The sequence below is a fragment of the Runella sp. SP2 genome (assembly GCF_003711225.1).
Lineage (GTDB): Bacteria > Bacteroidota > Bacteroidia > Cytophagales > Spirosomataceae > Runella.
This window is the reverse complement of sequence record NZ_CP031030.1, coordinates 5,273,671-5,288,095: the sequence shown is the minus strand read 5'-3', so window position 1 is coordinate 5,288,095 and position 14,425 is coordinate 5,273,671. Positions and strand designations below refer to the sequence as shown.

General features: G+C 46.4%; 12 protein-coding genes. 5 read left to right on the top strand and 7 right to left on the bottom strand.

Annotation, left to right across the window (positions count from 1 at the left end; all coding sequences use genetic code 11):
* Positions 1 to 3: 3 nt before the first annotated feature.
* The 3 genes from DTQ70_RS21290 to DTQ70_RS21280 are packed head-to-tail and all read right to left on the bottom strand — an operon-like array spanning position 4 to position 2,614.
* On the bottom strand, positions 4 to 342 hold the full coding sequence (locus DTQ70_RS21290; protein ID WP_122932682.1) for a YbaB/EbfC family nucleoid-associated protein: 339 nt from the start codon (positions 340 to 342) through the stop codon (positions 4 to 6).
* 44 nt (positions 343 to 386) lie between these two features.
* On the bottom strand, positions 387 to 935 hold the full coding sequence (locus DTQ70_RS21285) for an acyl-CoA thioesterase (RefSeq protein ID WP_122932681.1): 549 nt from the start codon (positions 933 to 935) through the stop codon (positions 387 to 389).
* Entirely contained in the window at positions 935 to 2,614 is a 1,680-nt protein-coding gene (locus tag DTQ70_RS21280; RefSeq protein ID WP_122932680.1) for a S41 family peptidase, read from the bottom strand. The genes DTQ70_RS21285 and DTQ70_RS21280 overlap by 1 nt, the downstream gene beginning before the upstream one ends.
* 120 nt (positions 2,615 to 2,734) lie before the next feature.
* Between DTQ70_RS21280 and polA the strand changes: the two genes are divergently transcribed.
* The 3 genes from polA (at position 2,735) to DTQ70_RS21265 (ending at position 7,026) form a co-directional block, all read left to right on the top strand.
* A complete protein-coding gene (gene polA / locus DTQ70_RS21275) occupies positions 2,735 to 5,572 on the top strand; it encodes a DNA polymerase I (protein ID WP_122932679.1) in 2,838 nt (945 codons plus the stop codon).
* Between the two features lie 282 nt (positions 5,573 to 5,854).
* Complete coding sequence (locus DTQ70_RS21270) at positions 5,855 to 6,340, top strand: TlpA disulfide reductase family protein (protein WP_122932678.1); 486 nt, start codon at positions 5,855 to 5,857, stop codon at positions 6,338 to 6,340.
* A 23-nt stretch (positions 6,341 to 6,363) separates the two neighbouring features.
* On the top strand, positions 6,364 to 7,026 hold the full coding sequence (locus tag DTQ70_RS21265) for a thioredoxin family protein (RefSeq protein ID WP_229599982.1): 663 nt from the start codon (positions 6,364 to 6,366) through the stop codon (positions 7,024 to 7,026).
* Positions 7,027 to 7,207: 181 nt separating this feature from the next.
* On the opposite strand, the gene DTQ70_RS21260 is transcribed toward DTQ70_RS21265, so the two are convergent.
* Complete coding sequence (locus tag DTQ70_RS21260) at positions 7,208 to 7,948, bottom strand: glycosyltransferase family 2 protein (protein WP_122932677.1); 741 nt, start codon at positions 7,946 to 7,948, stop codon at positions 7,208 to 7,210.
* Between the two features lie 232 nt (positions 7,949 to 8,180).
* Between DTQ70_RS21260 and DTQ70_RS21255 the strand changes: the two genes are divergently transcribed.
* A complete protein-coding gene (locus DTQ70_RS21255; RefSeq protein WP_122932676.1) occupies positions 8,181 to 8,942 on the top strand; it encodes an enoyl-CoA hydratase/isomerase family protein in 762 nt (253 codons plus the stop codon).
* Positions 8,943 to 8,949: 7 nt separating this feature from the next.
* Here the strand turns inward: DTQ70_RS21255 and DTQ70_RS21250 are convergent, their stop codons facing one another.
* The 3 genes from DTQ70_RS21250 to DTQ70_RS21240 are packed head-to-tail and all read right to left on the bottom strand — an operon-like array spanning position 8,950 to position 11,280.
* On the bottom strand, positions 8,950 to 10,629 hold the full coding sequence (locus tag DTQ70_RS21250) for a GH39 family glycosyl hydrolase (protein WP_122932675.1): 1,680 nt from the start codon (positions 10,627 to 10,629) through the stop codon (positions 8,950 to 8,952).
* Positions 10,630 to 10,660: 31 nt separating this feature from the next.
* Complete coding sequence (locus DTQ70_RS21245) at positions 10,661 to 10,990, bottom strand: HigA family addiction module antitoxin (protein WP_122932674.1); 330 nt, start codon at positions 10,988 to 10,990, stop codon at positions 10,661 to 10,663.
* Between the two features lie 11 nt (positions 10,991 to 11,001).
* Complete coding sequence (locus DTQ70_RS21240) at positions 11,002 to 11,280, bottom strand: type II toxin-antitoxin system RelE/ParE family toxin (RefSeq protein ID WP_122932673.1); 279 nt, start codon at positions 11,278 to 11,280, stop codon at positions 11,002 to 11,004.
* 206 nt (positions 11,281 to 11,486) lie between these two features.
* On the opposite strand from DTQ70_RS21240, the gene gcvP reads away from it, so the two are divergent.
* The gene (gene gcvP / locus DTQ70_RS21235; protein ID WP_122932672.1) at positions 11,487 to 14,396 is read left to right on the top strand and encodes an aminomethyl-transferring glycine dehydrogenase; all 2,910 of its coding nucleotides are present in this window, start codon (positions 11,487 to 11,489) and stop codon (positions 14,394 to 14,396) included.
* Positions 14,397 to 14,425 lie beyond the last annotated feature (29 nt).

The window sequence follows — 14,425 nt, the reverse complement described above, 5'->3', positions numbered from 1 at the left end:
GTATTATTTCATGAATTTACTCAAGTCCAACCCTGGAATGTTGGGCAAAACGCCTTCGGTCGATTCTTGGATTCGAGCTTTGATTTTTTCTTCGATGTTTTCCATCGCCCGATTTACCGCCGCAATGATAAGGTCTTGCACGACTTCGGCATCTTCGGGTTTCATCAAATCGGGGTCAATGGTCAGTTGAGTGACTTGTTTGCGGCCATTTACGGTCACTTTCACCATGCCCGCACCTGCTTCTGCCGACTCACTCAATTGGCCAAGACTTTCTTGGGCTTCTTTCATTTTGGCTTGGAATTCCTTTACCTTTCCAAGCATTCCCATCATATCTCCAAACATAGTTTTTTCTGATTTTTAAGTGCGCAAAGATACACAATGTCAATTTACCTTTGGGCGATAACGCAACGTTCTTTTTCCAACAAATGAAGGTTTTCTTCCACACTCAAGCGCGTTTTTTCGTTGTCAAACTCGTCGGCGTAGAGGTTTTTTAGCTCGCGGCGTTTGATGGCTTCCAAAAACCGTCGAATGTCTTCTTTGGAGTCCAACAACAACGGCGGGACTTCCGTAGGCTTGCCTTCATCGTCTTTGGCAACCATCGTAAAATACGAGGTATTGGTATGTTTTTGGGTGCCTGAGCGGACGTTTTCGGCAATGACCCGAATCCCGATGACCATCGAACTGCGCCCCACGTAGTTGACCGAGGCGTGCAACGAAACCAATTCACCGACTTCAATGGGTTGGAGAAAATTGACCCCGTCCACCGACACCGTCACCACATAGGTTCCTGCGTGCTTGGACGCACAGGCGTAGGCGACTTTATCCATGAGCGAAAGCAAAATACCTCCGTGGATTTTACCTCCAAAATTGGCGTAGGAAGGAATCATCAATTCCGTAATGGTTACCTGCGAGCTTGCGACTGATTTGGGCGTCATTATTTCTTGGCGTCTTTTAAGCTTACGTTTCCTTTGGCCAATTTTTCGGCTTCATCAAAAAGGGTTGCCGCTTTACGGATTCCTTCGTCGGTGTTGGACATGACTTGGTAAAATTCGTTGTTGAGGCCTCCTTTGTCGCGTTTTTGGTAAGCATAACGGGCAATGAGCGCCTTGAGGTATGTACGAATGTAAGGCTTAGAACGGCTAAACTCTTTTTCGTTGAACTTGATGTTATCGGCGGTCGCGTTTTTAACCACACCGTTCAAATCGGCATCGGTGACATTGTAGCTTTTTAAAAACTCCGCAAAGGTTTGTTTCTCAAACTGTTTGCGATTTTGGTTGACGTAGTTGAGGGCGTAGTCACGCACGGTGTTTTTGGCAAACAACTCGTACAAATACGGCGACATCATGCTGGTATCGCGCGGTACAAATACGTCGGGCGTAATGCCTCCGCCACCGTAAACAATGCGGCCAGCGTCGGTACGGTACTGAAGTTTAGGGTTATTTTTGATGCTGTCAGAAACAAATAATTCGCCGTGTTCAAAACGATTTTTGATGTCTTTTTCGTAACCTTCCAAATCACCCATTTTGTAAGGTTTTTGGATGCTACGGCCGCTTGGGGTATAGTAGCGCGAAATCGTGAGACGCAATTCGGAGCCGTCTGAAAGATTGACGGGCATTTGCACTAAGCCTTTTCCGAACGAACGACGACCCACAATGAGGGCTCGGTCGTGGTCTTGAAGTGCCCCTGCGACAATTTCCGAGGCTGAAGCACTACTTTCGTCGATGAGAACAACCACGCTGCCGTTTTCAAACATTCCTGCATTTTTGGCGCGGGTTTGGCGGTCGTAGCGGTCGTCTTTGCCGTCGGTGTAAACAATCAATTTATCACCTGCTAATAGTTCATCCACCATGTTGGTTGCGCGATCCATGTATCCGCCAGGGTTGCCACGGAGGTCGAGCATGAGTTTTTTCATGCCTTGGGTTTTAAGCGAACTCACGGCGTTTTTAAACTCATCGTAGGTCGATTCCGAGAAACGAGTAACTTTGACGTAGCCCACTTCTTTGTCCATCATATAAGCGGCATCGACCGAGAAGGTAGGAATGCGGTCGCGGCGGAGTAAGAACGATAGGGGTTTGGGTACGCCACGGCGCAAAATTTCGATTTTAACCTCGCTACCGCGCGGCCCGCGGAGTTTGGAGAAAATGAAGGCATTGTCCACTTTTTTACCCGTAAAAATATCGCTATTTACCTTTAAAATTTTGTCCCCGCTCTGAATACCAGCGGCTTCCGACGGCCCACCGACCAGAGGTGTCACTACGTAAACGGTATCTTTGTAGAGATTAAACTCAATACCGATGCCATCAAAACCACTTTCGAGTTGTGAGCGCGCAGCTACGGCATCTTTGGGGTTAAAATAGTAGGTGTGAGGGTCGAGTTTTTCGAGCATTTTGGTGATGGAATAATCCACCAACTCGTCGGTGTTGACGGTGTCAACGTAATTATTATCAATGAGTTGTAGTACTTCCTTGAACTTGGTATGTCCTCGGGCTACATCAGCAATTCCCTTGCTGCCACCAAAAAACGTAGCACCTAACAACATGCCTGCGGCAAGGGTAACACTCAATAAAATGGGTAAACGAACTGTCCAACGGTCGTTTTGTATGGGATTTTCCATTTGCTTATTTTATCTTAAAAAACACCTAAAGTAACGAACAAAGGCAAAAGGTAGTTTACAAACTTCAAAAATCTCTCCAAACTTTGCGTTATTTGTAGCTAATATACATTCAAACACCCCATGAAACCCGAAAAAAAATTATTTCTCTTAGACGCATTTGCCCTCATTTACCGTGCCCACTTTGCGTTTGTTAAAAATCCTCGAATTTCTTCCAAAGGGTTAAACACCAGTGCTATTTTTGGTTTTGCCAATACCTTATTGGAAGTATTAAAAGACGAAAAACCTACCCACCTTGGAGTGGCTTTTGATACACCGAAGCCTACTTTTCGGCATGTGCAATTTGAAGCCTACAAAGCACAGCGTCAAGAACAACCCGAGGACATTACAACGGCGGTTCCGTACGTAAAACAGCTACTCAAGGCAATGTGTATTCCTATCTTGGAAATGGAAGGATATGAAGCCGACGACGTGGTAGGGACGCTTGCCAAAAAAGCCGCCCGCGAAGGGTTTGAAGTGTTTATGATGACCCCCGACAAGGACTACGGGCAGTTGGTCGAAGAGCATGTATATCTTTACAAACCAGCCATATCGGGAAAAGGAGTGGAGATTATGGGGCCAAAAGAAGTATGTGAGCGTTGGGGAATCAGTGATATTAGTCAGGTGGTGGACATGTTGGGACTGCAAGGTGATGCGTCCGATAACATTCCTGGCATTCCAGGGGTTGGAGAAAAAACGGCGCAAAAATTGGTCGCTGAGTTTGGTTCGATTGAAAACCTGATTGTCAATACCGATAAGCTCGCAGGCAAACTCAAAGAGAAAGTCATTGAGGGAAAAGACTTGGCGGTGTTGTCGAAGCAACTGGCGACGATTGACATTAACGTGCCGATTGCCTTTGAAGAGGAAGATTTGCGCATGTGTGAGCCCAACCGCGAGCTACTTTCGTCGTTGTTGGATGAACTAGAGTTTAAAACCCTTAAAAAACGCCTTTTGGGCGAAACGGAAGCCCCCGTTGCTATTCCTGCGGCCAATAAAACGGGCCAATTGAACCTGTTTGGTGAAGCCCCAACGGCAGCTCCTTCGGTGAGTAAACAAAGCGAAGTGACTTCGGTAAGCACAGGTACCGAATCAGAAACGAGCAATGAGCGCCGTACGGTGGCTACCACGGCTCACCGCTATCATTTGGTGAATACCCCTGAGCTTCGTCAATCGCTGGCGTATTACTTGAGTTTGCAAGAATCTTTTTGTTTTGATACTGAAACCACGTCGGTGGATGCCATTGATGCTGAATTGGTGGGTTTGGCATTTGCTTACCGCGACGGCGAGGCGTTTTACGTACCCGTGCCAGCCGACCGTGCCGAAGCACAAGCTATCGTGGAAGATTTTCGAGAAGTGCTTGAAAACGAAAAGATTGAAAAGATAGCGCAGAACCTCAAATACGACATGTTGATTCTGCAAAATTACGGGGTAGAAGTGCGCGGGCCGTTGTACGATACCATGTTGGCGCATTATCTTATCGAACCCGACAAGCGTCATAACATGGATGCGCTGGCCAATGCCTATCTCAACTACGAACCCGTGGCGATTGAGGCGCTTATTGGTAAAAAAGGCCCCAAACAATTGACCATGCGGGATGTGGCTATTGAGAAATTGGTAGAATATGCCGCCGAGGATGCCGACATTACCCTCCAACTCAAGCATAAACTACAACCACTTTTGGTCGAAAACCAAGCCGAGAAATTATTCAAAGGCGTAGAAGTGCCGTTAGTGCCCGTTTTGGCAGCGATGGAACGTGAGGGGATAAAAGTTGATACCAACGTTTTATCCGAAATGTCGGGCGTGCTGGAAATCGACATGAAGCAAGTCGAGCAAGAAATTTTTGGACTGGCGGGAGAGGAGTTTAACATCGGTTCACCGAAGCAGTTGGGAGTGGTTTTGTTTGAAAAAATGAAGTTGGTTAAAAACCCTAAAAAAACAGCGACGGGACAATACGCTACGGGAGAAGATATTTTGTCGGATTTGGAATCGGAACACGAAATTGCGCGTAAGATTCTGGATTACCGCGAGTTGCAAAAACTAAAATCGACCTACGTGGATGCGTTGCCACAGCTTATCAACCCATCAACGGGACGAATTCACACGTCGTTCAATCAGGCCGTGGCAGCGACGGGGCGTTTGAGCAGTACCAATCCTAACCTTCAGAACATTCCGATTCGTACGCCTCGTGGACGAGAGATTCGGAAAGCGTTCATCCCTAGAAATGAAGATTATGTGATTTTGTCGGCCGACTACTCGCAAATCGAACTCCGAATCATGGCCGCTTTCAGTCAGGATGCCACCATGCTCGAAGCCTTCAATAAAGGTATTGATATTCACGCTAGTACCGCCAGTAAAGTATTTGACGTAGCCCTCGAAGAAGTAACGTCGGATATGCGTCGAAAAGCCAAAATGGTCAATTTTGGTATCATTTATGGTATTTCGGCCTTTGGCTTAGCCCAACGCTTGGGGATTGCGCGGGGAGAAGCAAGTGAAATCATCAAAGCCTATTTCCAAGAATTTCCTGCTGTAAAAAGCTACATGGACATGGTGATTAACAAAGCCCGTGAACAAAAATACGTTGAAACAATTTTAGGACGTCGGCGTTATTTGGCTGATATTGATTCTCAAAACCAAACGACGCGTGGTTTTGCCGAACGAAACGCCATCAACGCCCCGATTCAAGGCTCGGCGGCGGATATGATTAAGATAGCGATGATTAATATCCACGATTTTCTGAAACGCGAAAAACTACAGTCACGTATGCTTTTGCAGGTACATGACGAATTGGTGTTTGACGCGCACCGCGATGAAATCGAATTGTTGAGCCACCACGTAAATGAGTTGATGGTGAATGCCATTCCGTTGCCCGTAAAAATGGAAACGGGAATTGGAAAAGGGCTCAATTGGTTGGAAGCGCACTAGAAAAGTCAGTTTGTAAATGTGAGAAAAAATCGCGTACTTACTTTGACATCGTGAAGAGGGTTGCTGAGTATTGTGAAGAGGGTTGCTCACAACCCGACGTATTGAGTGCTGTGGAGAGAGTTGTTCACAACCCGACGTATTGAGTACTGTGAAGAGGGTTGCTTACAACCCGACGTATTGAGTGCTGTGGAGAGGGTTGCTCACAACCCAACGTATTGAGTGCTGTGGAAAGGGTTGCTCACAACCCGACGTATTCAGCAGTAGAATTTTAAACTTGTGAGAATGAATGCAAAAGGCTGGATAGTGGGTGTGCTGTTGGTCATGGTACAAACGGTAGGGCAAGCACAGCAAGTATCGATGGTAAAATGGGTGGCGATGGATAGTCTTTTTGCTCAAAAAAGCGATACTACCTATGTATTGAACTTCTGGGCGACTTGGTGTAAGCCTTGTGTGACAGAATTGCCGTATTTTGAACAAACTCAGCAGAAATACCTGAATCAGAAGCTCAAAGTGATTTTAGTTAGCATGGATTTTGCTAGAGAATTGACAACGAGAGTGATTCCTTTTGTGACCGAACGAAAGCTAACATCGCAAGTATGGTTGCTCAATGAACCCGACGCCAATAGCTGGATTGAGAAGGTGAGCAAAGAATGGTCAGGTGCCATTCCTGCTACCCTGATTTTCAATAATGCCAAGGGGAAAAAAGTGTTTTTTGAACAAAAACTTGACGCCCTCCGTTTGGAAAAGGAACTCTCTGATTTTCTGTGACTTTTTAACTTGATTTCGTCAGAATGGCAAACATACCAACGACCATGAAAAATAAGTTTTGGGCAACATTATTCGCAGCGTTGACAGTGAGTATCGCAACGACCTTGGTGTTCCAACAGCAACGCGTGCAGGCTTCTTCGGTGGGGTATCCAATCGGCGGGTCGGTAGCTGAGTTTAAGCTTCAAAATGCCAAAGGAGGAACCGTAAGTTTGTCGGATTACAAAGACAAAAAAGGCGTAATAGTGGTGTTTACCTGTAACCACTGCCCGTTTGCCAAAGCCTACGAAGAGCGCATTATTGCTTTGGATAAAAAATACGGGGTGCTCAATTTTCCTGTTGTGGCGATTAATTCCAACGATGCGTCGGATTACGAAGACGAGTCGATAGACAATATGAAGAAGCGAGCGACGGAGAAAGGCTATACTTTTCCTTATTTGCAAGATGCAACGCAAGCCGTGGCAAAAGCTTTTGGCGCAACGCGTACGCCGCATGTTTTTGTTTTACGAAATGAAAATGCTAAATTCACGGTACAATACATTGGAACCATAGATGATAATTACCAAGACCCCGCAAGCGTCACCAAACGCTACGTGGAAGATGCAGTCAACAACATTTTGGCGGGTAAACCCGTCGTAGTGACCCAAACCAAAGCCGTAGGATGTGCGATTGGTTGGAAAGACGCTTAAAAACAATTGGTAGTCTATATTTTACAGTCGACAGTGAACAAAAAGGACAGCTCCAAGCTGCCCTTTTTTGTTTTTTGAGGAAAAAATTTCTCTGGTTGTGAGCAACCAGAGGCACTTGCCGCGCCTGCCGAAGTGCTTATTCATAATTGCGCTTGCTGAAGTACTTGCTAGGCATTCTCATTTAATCTAGCAAATCCCATTTCCAGAGTCCAATTTTTGCCAAAAAGTAGCGGCTTGATACTCCCAAAACGCCAAATCCGTATTTCATGCTTCGTTGGAAATTGATAGACGACGCTTCTTCAAAATATTTGGTAGGGCAAGTTACTTCACCAATTTCGTAGCCTTTCCAGAAAATTTGGGCAATCATTTCGTTGTCAAAAACAAAGTCGTCGTTGCATTTTTGAAAAGGAACGCTCCGCAAAACTTCTCCCGAAAACGCGCGGTAGCCCGTATGGTATTCGGAGAGTTTTTGGTTCATCAAAATGTTTTGAGTCAACGTCAAAATGCGGTTGGCAACGTATTTATACATAGGCATTCCACCTTTGAGAGCGCCTTTCCCTAAAATCCGTGATCCAAACACGACCTGATACAGCCCATTGCCAATGATGGAAATCATAGCCGTAAGCAATAGTGGCGTGTATTGATAATCAGGGTGAAGCATAATAACAATGTCGCCGCCTAGCTCAAGGGCTTTGGTGTAGCACGTTTTTTGGTTGCCGCCGTAGCCTTTGTTTTTATCGTGGCGAATGACGTGTTTGATACCCAGTCGCTCGGCTACTTCGACGGTGTTGTCTGGACTAGCATCATCGACCAAAATAATATCATCTACCAAGTCAAACGGGATTTCTCGGTAGGTTTTTTCCAACGTGAGCGACGCTTTGTAAGCGGGCATGACGATGATTACTTTTTTCCCTTTATACATTAAAGAAGTTTGTTTTCAGTTCGATGTGTTTACCAAACCTTATAGGTTTGGAGTAAATGCGGCCGCAAAGTTACGATTAAAATGTCTCGGAGGGCTGATTCTCCAATTTTAGAAACGATTTTAAGCGACGAAATTGTTTTACTCCGTAAATAATCTAGCTAAAAATGTGCCAGCAAATGAGCGTTTTACGGTTAGAAATGCAGATATTTAAGAAAGATTAATCGAGAAAAATATGACAACGTACCAAGATATTCTCTTTTCGCAAGAAGCAGGAGTGGCCAAAGTAACCCTTAATCGTCCGTCGGTGTTGAACGCCCTCAGCCCGAATCTTATCGCCGAATTAGCAGATGTAGCACGAAAAGTGTCGCTGGATGAATCTATTAAGTTGTTTGTCGTTACGGGGGCTGGACGGGCATGGTCGGCAGGGGTTGACCTGAAAGCGTTGAATGAAAGCATTGAAGGCGGGCACTTTTCTAACTTTGAAGTAATGGAAATGGGCGCGGCTTTTATTCTGACCTTACAGGCAATGCCACAAGTAACAATTGCCCAAGTCAATGGACACTGTTACACGGGCGCTACCGAATTGATGCTTGCCTTTGACTTAGTGTATGCGGCCGACGAAGCCCAAATCGGGGACACGCATACCAAGTGGGGGATTGCCCCCAAATGGGGAATGACCCAACGCCTTCAACAAAAAATCGGTTTGATGAAAGCAATGGAGCTTTCGTTTACGGCTCAACCCGTGTCGGGCAAAGAGGCTGAGCGGATAGGGTTGGTAAACAAGTCAGTGCCTTTGTCGGACTTAGAAACGACAGTAAACCAGGTAGTTGAAAAAATAAAAGGTAATTCGGCGCAGACCATCGCCGCCATGAAAAACATGTATTATTTCGGGGCGGAACATGGCCTTCACCGAGGCTTAGAATACGAATGGCAAGCCGATTTTAAAATCACCGACCGCGAGGAGTTTTTGAGGAATTTTGAGAAGAATAAGTAGTCCCAATTTACCACTCCAACGTCACCAATCCCACTCCTTGACGCTCCAAAGAAGTGGTAATAATCAGCTGATTATTTTGAACGGTTTGGGTTTGAGGGGCGCCTAGCTTCGCTAACTGCCCCGCTTTCTCCAGTTCCTTGATTTGTTCGGGTGTTGGGTTGGCGGGAGAACCCATTTTTTTCCAGACCTCGTAGCTGTTGCTGTGTTGGCTGTCGATGCGGTAGTGGGTGATTTTGACTTTTTTGGCAGGAATATTTTTGAAGGTTAGCTCAACATTGGCCATAGCAGAGGGGATATCGTCATCGTGATAGTTCCAAAGCATGACCGACGCTTTTCTTTTATCTTTTGCGGCTAATCCGCCAATATCAGGTGTACTTCTTCGTACGCTCGAATCCCGAACCGTCAAGGTGGGATACATGAAGTTTCCTTTAACATCTACGCGTTGACCGCTCATTTTGCCAAACATCCGAAATACGTTCAGTACGGGTTTGTTCACGCCGTTGGTGGCCAAATCACGGAAACCATAAAACCAGGGTTGGTCTTCAAACTCAAATGACCACGAGACGGCGCCTTTAAAATTGACTTGATGGAGGTCGGCCAAGGCGTATTTTCGGGCAAAAGACGCGGCGGTGTAGCTTGAATACATGGTGCCGTTGCGGTAGGCATTTTGCGGGTCGGTTTTCATGCCACAGGCTGCACAGCCTTCGGGGTCAGACTCTCCGATGACGATGGGTAAGTGCTTTAACTCGGGAAAAGAAGCGACTATCTGGAAACCCGTTGAAATATCGCGAAGCTGCGTTCCCATGTTCATTTGTACATGGCCATTGACAAGTTTGGGTGCCCCTTTGGCATGAAACGCAATAAAATCGAGGGGAGTGCCGATTTTACCCGTCACATAATTGGTATCAGAAACACAGTGTTTCAAGAATTTTTTCAAAAAATCACCACCACGACGCCCCGCAGGGCCTGTGACGTGAGGGCCGCCGATTTTGGCCGTTGGCAGTGCGCGCCGAACGGCATCGACTGAGTAATCGTACAACTTGCAATATTCCTGCACCGTACCGCCCCAGTAAGGGCTATCGGGTTCGTTCCATAGTTCCCAATACCAGCTTTCTACTTCTTTTTTGCCGTAACGTTCTACCGAATGTTTTACCCACTGATAGACCAATTCGGCCCATTTGGCGTAATCTTTAGGAGGGTGCGTCCAACCCGTAAAAATCGAAGTATAGTGCTGGCCAGGCGCCCATTGGTGGCGGTAGGGCTGGGGCTTGGTTGAAAGTGCCTCGGGCATAAATCCAATTTGAGCCATCGGCTTCATCCCTCGTTCGACGTACGTATCAAAAATTTTATCCACAATTGTCCAGTCATACACAGGATTTCCTTGGGCATCTTCGGTGTAGGCGTTGGTCGAGCCCCACTTGAGCGCGGGAGTGCCGTCGCCTGTGGTTAGTAGGTTGTGAGCACGAACATAAACGGGTACGGGACTAAGCGCCGAAAGCTCAGACAGCAGTTTTTTGCCGTCTTTCATGTAGGTATAATTGGGCTCGTCGTATCCAAACCACGCCCATGCAGGGTGCATGGGGCCAATTTCTTTGTTAAGGTCGATTTGCAAAGTCGCATTTTGAGAAAAGGCCACTTGGCAGTATAAGCACAGGGAGACGACTGTTGCGTAAAGTATATCCTTCATGAATTATTGGAAGATTTCTATTATCTAATCGCTAAACTGGTTTGAAATTTAGACCTGCTGGATTCCAGAAAACCCGAATATGGCTTGTATCAACCTTAGGCCGTACTCTTGCGAGGTCGTAGTTTTCTTGTGCTTTCAACCAAAATTCAGCACTTGTGTTTGGAAAAGCAGTACCCAATCGAATGGCCATTTCAGGGCTGACACTTTGTTTGCCATTGATAATTGCCGATAGTGTTTTACGTGTTGTTCCTAATCCTTCTGCTACTTCAGCAATAGTTAGTTTTTGTCCGGTTTCTTCGCGTAAGCCTTCTAATGTTTCTCGGATTAGTTCGCCAGGATGGGCGGGGTCAAATAAAGCCATGTTTTCTTTGTTTAGTGATAGTCTAAGTAATCTACATCCATTGCATTTTCACCTTCAAAACGGAAAATGATGCGCCAATTCCCAGATACTTTTACCGCATAAAAACCTTTCAAGTCCCCTTTTAGGGCATGAAACCCATACCCAACTTGATTCATTTGTTCAGGACTACTTGCGGCATCCAGACGCGTTAAAATCAGTCGAATTTTTGGAATATGTGCAGCGAGCAACTTGGAACGGTCACCTTTGGTTGCGTACAATTCTAGCCCTTTGTGTCGGTAATTGATAATCATAGAACACAAATGTAACGTGAAACGTTGCGTGTTGCAATGATTTTGTGAAATAGTCTCATCTTAACCACAAAAAGTAAAATAGGAAAACCAAAACGCAAACTTTACCCTTCAGTTTTTGTTTTTCCAAGAAAAGGGCGCAACAAAGACCCTTTTTTTTGACTAATTTTGCGAAATCTTACACACAATAGACCGCTCTGATAAATCGGATGAAAATCAGTCTTCACCAACAAGAATCCTTTGAGCGCCGTCACCACGGCCAACGTCCCGAAGAGTTACAAGAAATGCTAAAGACCATCGGAGTAAGCACTGTCGATGAGTTGATTGAGCAAACCGTTCCTGCTGCTATTCGTTTAGCAAGACCGCTTGAGTTGCCCGCTCCCAAATCGGAGTTTGAGTACCTCAATGACTTGAAAAAAGTCGCCCGCCTCAATCGCATTTACCAGTCATACATCGGTACGGGTTATTACGATACGATTGTTCCTAACGTGATTTTGCGTAATATTTTGGAGAACCCTGCATGGTACACGGCTTACACACCGTACCAGGCAGAGATTGCGCAAGGACGCTTGGAGATGTTGCTCAATTTCCAAACAGCGGTGATTGATTTGACGGGAATGGAGATTGCCAACGCCTCGCTTTTAGACGAAGCCACGGCGGCGGCCGAAGCAATGACAATGCTTCATAGCTTGCGTACAGGAGCTAAGAAGAAAGCGGAAACGTTTTTTGTGTCGGAGCGTTGCCACCCACAAACCATTGATTTGATTTATACGCGTGCTACTCCGTTGGATATCAACGTCGTAGTGGGCGACCACTCTAAGGTTGATTTGACTGACCCTGCCATTTTTGGAGTGTTGGTGCAATACCCTGCTACCGACGGAGAGGTCATTGATTATACTGACTTTATTGCCGCTGCCCACGAATTAAACATTTTTGTGGCGGTTGCTGCTGATTTGTTGAGCCTTACGTTGTTGAAAGCCCCAGGTGAAATGGGAGCAGACGTAGTAGTCGGTTCAGCACAACGTTTTGGCGTTCCGATGGGATACGGCGGGCCACACGCAGCGTTTTTTGCCACCAAGGATGCCTACAAACGTCAGATTCCAGGGCGTATCATTGGCGTGTCGGTAGATACAGAAGGAAACCGTGCGTTGCGCATGGCGTTGCAAACGCGTGAGCAGCACATTCGCCGTGAAAAAGCTACCTCAAATATCTGTACCGCCCAAGTATTACTTTCGGTGATGGCCGCTGCTTATGCGGTTTATCACGGGCCAGAAGGTTTAAAAAGCATTGCTTCAAAAATCCAAGGCTTGACAAAGGCATTTGCGGATGCCATTTCAGAAATGGGTTACGAAGTAGCGACACAAAATTACTTCGATACCGTGACGGTCAATGTTCGTAATGCACAACAGCTTGAAGAAGAGTCTCGTAAGCGCGGTATCAATTTGCGTTACAATGCCAATGGTTCGGTAGGAGTATCGTTTGATGAAGCGAAAACATTTGCCAACTTGATTGAATTGTTGGATTTGTTTGCAACTGCGTCGGGTGAAGGTATCGAAATGAGCGTTCCTGACGAAGTAGAAGTATCGTTGCCTGCCAACTTAGCGCGGGAATCGGCATATTTGACGCATCCTGTTTTCAACAATTATCATACAGAGCATGACATGCTTCGTTACTTGAAGTCGTTGGAAAACAAAGATTTATCATTGGTTCACTCGATGATTTCGTTGGGAAGTTGTACGATGAAACTCAACGCAACGGCCGAGATGATTCCAGTGACTTGGCCAGAGTTTGGCAAGATGCACCCCTTTGCTCCCACGTTCCAAACGGAAGGGTACCAGTTGTTGTTCAAGCACTTAAATGACTGGCTTTGTGAAATCACAGGTTTTGCCGCTATGTCACTTCAACCTAACTCAGGAGCGCAGGGTGAATACGCAGGTCTTTTGACGATTCGTGCCTATCACGAAGCGCGCGGAGAAAGTCACCGTAACGTGGCCTTGATTCCGTCGTCGGCGCATGGTACCAACCCAGCTTCGGCAGTAATGGCAGGAATGAAGGTAGTCGTAACAAAGTGTGACGAGCGCGGAAACATTGACGTTGAAGACTTGAAAGCAAAAGCGGAACAATACAGTAACGAACTCTCGTGTTTGATGGTGACGTATCCGTCAACCCACGGGGTGTTTGAAGAAAGTATTATTGATATCTGTTCACTTATCCACAGTCATGGTGGACAAGTCTATATGGACGGTGCAAACATGAACGCCCAAGTAGGACTTACAAGTCCTGCAACCATCGGGGCGGACGTGTGTCACCTCAACTTACACAAAACATTCTGTATCCCTCACGGTGGTGGTGGCCCAGGGATGGGGCCTATTGGCGTAGCAGCGCACTTGGTGCCGCACTTGCCAGGGCACGTTAACAGCCCCCTAACCCCCAATGGGGGAACAAATAACTCCCCCATTGGGGGGGCTGGGGCTGTTTCTGCGGCACCTTATGGCTCGGCAAGCATTCTGACCATTTCCCATGCCTACATCGCCATGATGGGAGGTGAAGGATTGACGAATGCGACCAAAATGGCTATCGTTAATGCCAACTACATCAAGCAACGCTTGTCGGGGGAAGGGCAATTTGAAATTTTATACACGGGAACCAACGGACGTTGTGCACACGAAATGATTGTGGATTGCCGTCCTTTCAAAGCCGTAGGTATCGAAGCCGAAGATCTTGCCAAACGTTTGATGGATTACGGTTTCCACTCACCAACCTTGTCGTTCCCCGTGGCAGGTACGTTGATGATTGAGCCGACCGAATCCGAATCAAAAGCGGAATTAGATCGTTTTTGCGACGCATTGTTGAGTATCCGTGCCGAAATCCGTGAAGTGGAAGAAGGTGTGGCTGACAAGGCAAATAACGTACTGAAAAATGCACCACACACGGCTCGCATTGTGTTGACCGAAAACTGGGAGCGCCCGTACAGTCGTGAGAAAGCGGTCTTCCCATTGCCTCACTTGCGTTTCAATAAGTTTTGGCCAAGTGTAAGCCGTATTGATTCGGCTTACGGCGACCGTAACTTAATTTGTGCCTGTATTCCAGTAGAAGAATACGCACAGGTAGAAGCGTAAGGGTAGCTCATAAATACTTGAAAAATAGG

Excerpts from the sequence above, each read along its gene's own strand:
- DTQ70_RS21290 (WP_122932682.1), bottom strand. The coding sequence starts at position 342 with ATGTTTGGAGATATGATGGGAATGCTTGGAAAGGTAAAGGAATTCCAA.
- DTQ70_RS21285 (WP_122932681.1), bottom strand. The coding sequence starts at position 935 with ATGACGCCCAAATCAGTCGCAAGCTCGCAGGTAACCATTACGGAATTG.
- DTQ70_RS21280 (WP_122932680.1), bottom strand. The coding sequence starts at position 2,614 with ATGGAAAATCCCATACAAAACGACCGTTGGACAGTTCGTTTACCCATT.
- polA (WP_122932679.1), top strand. The coding sequence starts at position 2,735 with ATGAAACCCGAAAAAAAATTATTTCTCTTAGACGCATTTGCCCTCATT.
- DTQ70_RS21270 (WP_122932678.1), top strand. The coding sequence starts at position 5,855 with ATGAATGCAAAAGGCTGGATAGTGGGTGTGCTGTTGGTCATGGTACAA.
- DTQ70_RS21265 (WP_229599982.1), top strand. The coding sequence starts at position 6,364 with ATGGCAAACATACCAACGACCATGAAAAATAAGTTTTGGGCAACATTA.
- DTQ70_RS21260 (WP_122932677.1), bottom strand. The coding sequence starts at position 7,948 with ATGTATAAAGGGAAAAAAGTAATCATCGTCATGCCCGCTTACAAAGCG.
- DTQ70_RS21255 (WP_122932676.1), top strand. The coding sequence starts at position 8,181 with ATGACAACGTACCAAGATATTCTCTTTTCGCAAGAAGCAGGAGTGGCC.
- DTQ70_RS21250 (WP_122932675.1), bottom strand. The coding sequence starts at position 10,629 with ATGAAGGATATACTTTACGCAACAGTCGTCTCCCTGTGCTTATACTGC.
- DTQ70_RS21245 (WP_122932674.1), bottom strand. The coding sequence starts at position 10,990 with ATGGCTTTATTTGACCCCGCCCATCCTGGCGAACTAATCCGAGAAACA.
- DTQ70_RS21240 (WP_122932673.1), bottom strand. The coding sequence starts at position 11,280 with ATGATTATCAATTACCGACACAAAGGGCTAGAATTGTACGCAACCAAA.
- gcvP (WP_122932672.1), top strand. The coding sequence starts at position 11,487 with ATGAAAATCAGTCTTCACCAACAAGAATCCTTTGAGCGCCGTCACCAC.